Genomic DNA, 6338 nt, shown 5'->3' on the forward strand with positions numbered 1-6338 from the left:
TTCGCCCCTACAGGACGCGGGCCGATGAAGACGCAAGGTTTTGAAGCACGATTCTCTCAAAATCTTGCACCTGTTTCGCTCGTAAAGCCACAAAACCCTTACCTTGCCTACATTTCACCTTTATTCAGCAAGCCCTAATTAGGTGGGTTAAACTAAGTTAACCCACCGGAATCATCCCGTTTATTTTTAAGGTAAAATCAAAAAACTTCCCTGACAGAAAAGAGTTTGATCGTCGAGAATAAAAGATTTAATCTCCACATCTTTGCCTAAATCGACGGTAAAAGGTTGCAAATCAATAGATAAATCTGGGGCTAAACCTTGCCATTGTCGGGGACTAATCCCTAAAGTGCGGGCATCTTCTAGGGTAATATCAGCGCTAAAAATTACTTCTGCACCTGTTTCTCTATGGCCGAGAAGAGAGAAATAACCCTGATTTAAGAGAACATTTTTCCAGTTAAAACGCTGTTGTGAGATAATTTCTCTGGCGTTAACAACTCCGTTATTTTCTAGGGAAAAAATTAGTAAATCCGCCAAAGCATTAACCAAAATAGTCGAGGCGATCGAATTATTTAAATCCTGTTCGTTAATTTCCACCTCACCGCTAACCCGAATAGGTTCCAAAATTTTTAGGGGTTTCCCTCGCAAAACCTGCCCGATATTAAGACGAATATTTTCCCCTCTTAATTGCGCTTTACCTAGATGTAAACCCTGATAAATCGCTTTTCCTACGGCTAAAAATACCCCGGGGATATAACCGCGCAAAATTTGCCGATCATGACCTTGCAGCTGCATTTCTAAATCTTCTATCTGTTCTACTTGCGTTCTTAAGAACAGACGTACTGCTGGCGGCAAAACCTTACTAATAATCTCACTTTGAGTATTGACCCACATAAACGTTATCTCACTCACTCCACAATGTTTCTAATTGTAACAGAGCTAGATCGATCAAACCATGAGGGGCCGCCGTCAGCTATCATACTAAATCCGTTGAGTAGAGGCGAGTTATGAGGAGAGGCAAAAGGCAAAAGGCAAGAGGCAAAGGGGAATAAATAATCAGTTTTTAACTAGGTAGGCGTTAAAAATTATCAGATGCCCCCCTTATCAAGGGGGGAAGGGGGGATTAAGGGGGGATTAAGGGGGGATCGAACCTAAAATTCATTTTTAATTTAATTATAACCAACAACTTAATAACTGGATTTGGTATCAGTTATAGGTAAAAACTTCGCTACTTTCTGTTTACTGATTACTGATCACTTAAAAGCCCCTAATTTTTAGGTTTTTGAGGCATTGAGGGAATTAAAACGAGGGGAAAGATAGGCGACTAAAACACCGAGGGCAAAACCGATTAAATTGCGGAAAAGGGGCAGTAATTCACTGGTGCGAGTAACCACCGGTCCGATGCCAAAAGCAACAAAGAGGATAAACCAGAGGGGAGAGACAATTAAAACCCATTGCCAAGCGAAAACCTGTCCTTCTTTGCGAGGAATACCGGCAAAACCGAAGACTAAACCGCCGACAATTGAGGTAATTAAAGTTAGGATCCACTGTTCCTTCGGTAAACCGGGGACTACCGCACAGCCACCTTTAACTAAACAGCCTTTTACCGTGTCTAAGGATTGTACGATCGCATTATTTTCGCCATTTTCCCGGACAAAATACATATTACCGAAACGGGCCTGTAATTCGATCCAAAAAGTGCGGGGTAAAAATTCATAGACGGCATCACCAATACTAAAAGATAGTAGATTACCGCCCCGACCATCGGCCACTAAGAGAATACTTTTATCATCCAATCCCCAGAAATTAATCACTGCCCGGCCGGGGCTGCGGTCATATTGGGTTAAAACTCGCATTTTCCAGCCGGTTTCCCCTTGAAATGTCTCGATATCTCGGATTAATGCCTCTTCCTGTTTTGCGGGTAGATAATTGGCTAAATCAACGATCGGAGTGGCTTGATTGGGCAGTAATTCGGGATTATTCACCGCTAGAGCTTGATCCGGGCAGATAATCCAACCCAGACAGCTAATGACACCAATGACAAGAGCGATCGAGATTCCTCGGCAAAAACGATTGAGCATAGCACTTCTAGACAATGAGAATTTTTTCAGCAAGGGTGTAGGCTAACTTTCAGTTTCTTTACACTTATTTACTTTATCTTAAGGGAATTCTCAACTTTAGTCACCCAGTTATCAGGAGTCGGTCATCAGGAGTCGGTCATCAGGAGTCAGGAGTTGAGAGTTGGGGTTTTAGGGAGTTGGGGTTTGAGGGTTTTGGGGTATTAGTTGAAATTCCCCTATCTCCCCACTCCCCCATTTCCCCATTTCCCACTTCCCACTTCCCCATCTGCTTAACTGCGTTTCCAAGTATTCCAAGCGACTTTAAAACCGATCAAGAGGCGACGGCTGCCACGATCGAGCTTGCTGAGACCAGCTTTAGCACTACCGAGACTGCGATCGACTCCCTGGACAACTTGGCGGGTACTTTTGACCCCTTCATCGATATTTTCGGTTAATTCGCTGATTTCTGCCCCTGTCAGGCGAATTGCTTCTAGAGTCGGGGGAAATTCCCGATGGAGGGTATCGAATAATTTTTCGGCACTGCGGGCTGCCCGGGCTAACTCTTGCAGGGCAGGTAAAGCAGCGATGAAAACCGCCGTTAAACTAACGGCGACTAGCAGTAAAGAACATCCTAGCCAGAAAATAGGTTCGGTCATTTAATGGTCATTCGAGTGATGATTATCGCCTTGGGGGGATTCTTCCGAGTCGGGGAAAGGATTGTCCGTGGCTAGACTTTGACTAGCTTCGATTCCGGCTGTCACCGCCTCTTTTAATCTCATTAAAGTATCATCCCAATTACGCCGGGCCGATTCCGATAGGCGATCGGCCTGCAATTGCATCGTTGTGGTCAGATCTTCGGCTAATTCAGGCAAAGCCCGCGCGGATTTTTGCAGAATTCGACGGGTTTCTTTTCCAGATCTCGGCGCTACTAATAAACCCGCCACTGCCCCGATCGCACTGCCCACTAAAACCCCGACGACGAATAAGCCACCGTTACCGTTATTTTTATCTGCCATAGGATTGCCCTTGTACTTAATTCCCAATTTTACGAGCAATTACACTTCTCTTGTGCAGTTTCTTCGGCAAAAATTTTGACCTGTTGCTCTTGGCAAGCAAAAACAGACCTAGAAGGGATAACTTGAGAAAAAACTAGCGATCGGGCAAAACCTGATTTTATTGCCGACTTTGAGCCAATAAGGGAGTGAAAAAGAAGAACCTCTGGGAGTCTTGCCGTGTTTCGACCCCAAAGGTTCCCCTCATGCTGAACTTATACTCCTCACACGATATCTATATTACACACAATCCGCTGCTTTTGTCAAGGGGTTTATGAAATTTTTTCCATAGACTTCTGGCCAAATTAATTTTTTAGGGTCGGTAGGCGCTCTTGCCGGGGACAGTTAAGTAGGGTTTGCGGCAAAAAGTTTTTCCTGGGGGTAGGGTGTGGGGTGTGGGGTGTGGGGTTTTATCGATTTTCAGGACAAAAGTAAAGTTAACTGGGGGGTACGGAGAACGTATGTTGGGTTGAAGCATGAAACCCAACGCCCGCATGGGTTACGCTACCGCTAACCCATCCTACAAATAATTGTGCCTCCCTACTTATCAGACTAAATCCTGTTTAAAAGCCATGGAAGAGTGGAGAGTGGGAAGTAGGGGGTGGTATCAACTATTGCCTTCCAGCCATGTTTTTAAATCTCGTTCTGGTTTGGCCACATTGAATAAATGTAAACCAAAATCCTCTGAAATATCTTGACAAATTTTCACTCCTCTGATGCTGTTGCCTTTTTCATCTAAAAGGGGCGAAAAAGTCCCAATTCCCAACTGATGGGGAACTACTGCCGTAATTCCGCCCCCGACACCGCTTTTTGCTGGTAATCCTACCCGATAGGCCCATTCTCCCGAAGCGTCGTACATTCCACAGGTAAGCATAACACTGATCACATCTTGAACGTAGTGTTCATCGATCGCCCGTATTCCTGTGATTGGGTTGACACCCCCATTAGCCAAGGTAGCGGCCATCAGGGCTAAATCGTGAGCATGGACGAGGATGGCGCATTGTTGACAGTAAAGGTCGAGGGTTTCTTCAATTTTATCGCTAACCATGCCAAAATTTAGCATCAGATAGGCCATGGCCCGATTACGATTGCCGGTGGATTTTTCCGAGAGAAAAACGGGGACATTAATCTCGTGATCCCTACCCGTATAGCGTTTAAACATTTCTAAAATACGTTTTAGCCTTTCCGTGGCATTCTGTCCGGTGATTAAATCCGTGGTAGCGATCGCACCAGCATTAACCATAGGATTATAGGGACGATTGGTTTTTTCATCGAGAATAATCGAGTTAAAAGCTTCCCCCGTGGGTTCAACACCGACTTTACTGTTAACGTATTCCCTTCCGTGATCTTCTAGAGCTAATCCAAAGACAAAAGCTTTAGAAATCGATTGTACTGTAAAGGTTTGCTGACAGTCTCCCACCTCAAAAATCTGACCATCAGTGCCAATTACGGAAATACCAAACCATTCTGGAGCTGCTAGGGCTAATTCCGGAATATAATCGGCGATATGACCCGTCTGTAAATCAGAGTATTTTGCGTGAAGATAGTTAAGATAGTTCCGAAAAGGATAGACTAACTCTTGCTCGGAATTGACGGGACTAATAAAATCTTTTGGGGAAGCCATAGAGGAGCATAACAGTTATCTTAATAATGAGTGACAAAGTTGTGGTTTTGGCTAGTCAGTGGCCGGTATTGAGGAGACGATGCCCAATGAAGTTATAATTAGATTAACTGCCGTAATTTTGCTTGTAAAGTCTTTTTGCCGAATTTAGTTACAGTTTGTTGACGCAACCATTGCGGGTGACAACGTTGATCCTGACCTGGCAAAATTTCTAAACAAGCTTGAGCCACCTTTTCGGCATCTCGATAGGGAACGCGCCACCCCACCAAACCATCCTGCAGCGGTTCTGCTGAACCGTCCTCATCTCCAGAAATCACGGGAATACCACAGGCCATGGCCTCTAGGTAAACAATCCCGAATCCTTCCCGGGAGGGCATAACGTAAGCATCGGCTAAACGATAATGGTCGGCTAATTCCTCCGTCGGGACAAAACCCGCGAAAATTACCTGTTTATCCACTCCTAACTGCTTGGTTAAAGCTTCTAACCTGGGGCGATCGTCCCCACGTCCAATGACTAGATATTTTACTTCGGGATAAGTCTCTAGAATTGTCGGCAGGGCCCGAATGGTAACATCTACCCCTTTATGGATATCCCCCGACCACAACCGGGCCACTGTTAATAAAACTTTGGCATTTTCGGTATCATATTTTTTGATTAATGTCAAGGACTTTTCGCCTAAATTAAACTTTTCCTCATCCACCACACAGGGGAGAATTGCTACTTTGTTGGGATCGATAGCGTTAGCCTTACACATAAGATCGCGAGTGTAACGGCTAATTGTCCAGATCGATGCGGCCGCTTGCAGGGCCTGTTTTTGGGAATTTGGTAAAGGTTCCCAGACTTCATTGCCGTAGGTGAGGACGGTGTAGGGTATGCCTAAAGCTTGACAGTAAAGACGGGTGAGGGGGGCTAAATTTATATGACCACAAAAAACCCGTTGGGGACGTTTCCGGAGGAGAGAAACTAGAAACTTAAGGGCTAATTGAATGCGTCCGAGAGTTGCTGAGTTATTTTTCAGGTAATGAAAGGTAATACCTTGATTTTTGAAAGGATTAGGACAATCAGGGGCATCCCGCAGTAAAAAAACCTCGGCCGCCTCGCAATCGGGCAAAGTGAGATAAGCTTGCAGGACATCCTTGATATATGATTGAATACCGCCTTCTTGGGAAAAAATCTCTAAAAATAGGAAGATATGAGGCATCATCGGAAATTTTGGGTCTGAAACCCCGCCGTTTTACGGCGGCTTTGCTGTTAAATCTTAGCGCATTTACAAAATATGTGTTAGAATGTGAGGTATGGAAAAAGCCTATTCGTTTCGATTTTACCCCACACCCGAACAAGAGTCGCTATTGCGGCGCACTTTGGGCTGTGTAAGATTAGTTTACAATAAGGCACTCCATCTCAGAACACAAGCATGGTACGAAAGACAAGAAAGAGTAGGATATACTGAAACTTCTTCAATGCTAACCGATTGGAAAAAACAAGAAGAATTAGAGTTTTTAAACGAAGTTAGCTGTGTACCCTTACAACAAGGGTTAAGACATTTACAAACAGCTTTCACTAATTTCTTTGCTGGTCGTACTAAGTATCCCAACTTTAAGAAAAAA

At 44.4% G+C, this 6338-nt stretch carries 8 protein-coding genes; 1 reads left to right on the plus strand and 7 read right to left on the minus strand.

Annotated features, from left to right (window positions below):
• Window positions 1-186 precede the first annotated feature (186 nt).
• The 7 genes from O9300_RS11975 to O9300_RS12005 all read right to left on the minus strand — a co-directional run bounded on the left by O9300_RS11975 (window position 187) and on the right by O9300_RS12005 (window position 5935).
• Window positions 187-891, minus strand: coding sequence for an LmeA family phospholipid-binding protein (locus O9300_RS11975; RefSeq protein ID WP_287971834.1), 705 nt, complete (start codon window positions 889-891; stop codon window positions 187-189).
• A gap of 380 nt (window positions 892-1271) precedes the next feature.
• Window positions 1272-2078 (minus strand): TPM domain-containing protein, encoded by an 807-nt coding sequence (locus O9300_RS11980; RefSeq protein ID WP_002775882.1) that lies wholly within the window; start codon window positions 2076-2078, stop codon window positions 1272-1274.
• Window positions 2079-2347: 269 nt separating this feature from the next.
• Entirely contained in the window at window positions 2348-2713 is a 366-nt protein-coding gene (locus tag O9300_RS11985) for a hypothetical protein (RefSeq protein WP_004156958.1), read from the minus strand.
• Entirely contained in the window at window positions 2714-3073 is a 360-nt protein-coding gene (locus O9300_RS11990; RefSeq protein WP_149986250.1) for a YtxH domain-containing protein, read from the minus strand. It abuts the gene before it with no gap.
• 349 nt (window positions 3074-3422) lie between these two features.
• On the minus strand, window positions 3423-3587 hold the full coding sequence (locus O9300_RS11995) for a hypothetical protein (protein WP_287971836.1): 165 nt from the start codon (window positions 3585-3587) through the stop codon (window positions 3423-3425).
• Window positions 3588-3716: 129 nt separating this feature from the next.
• Entirely contained in the window at window positions 3717-4733 is a 1017-nt protein-coding gene (gene glsA / locus O9300_RS12000; RefSeq protein ID WP_002800184.1) for a glutaminase A, read from the minus strand.
• A 98-nt stretch (window positions 4734-4831) separates the two neighbouring features.
• Window positions 4832-5935, minus strand: a complete 1104-nt coding sequence (locus O9300_RS12005) for a glycosyltransferase family 4 protein (RefSeq protein WP_287971838.1) — start codon at window positions 5933-5935, stop codon at window positions 4832-4834.
• A gap of 91 nt (window positions 5936-6026) precedes the next feature.
• Here O9300_RS12005 and O9300_RS12010 point away from each other — a divergent pair.
• Window positions 6027-6338, plus strand: a 312-nt coding sequence (locus O9300_RS12010) for an RNA-guided endonuclease InsQ/TnpB family protein (RefSeq protein ID WP_287971840.1), incomplete at its 3' end; no start/stop codon positions are given.

It is taken from the genome of Microcystis sp. LE19-195.1E, from assembly GCF_027532095.1.
Taxonomy (GTDB): domain Bacteria; phylum Cyanobacteriota; class Cyanobacteriia; order Cyanobacteriales; family Microcystaceae; genus Microcystis; species Microcystis aeruginosa.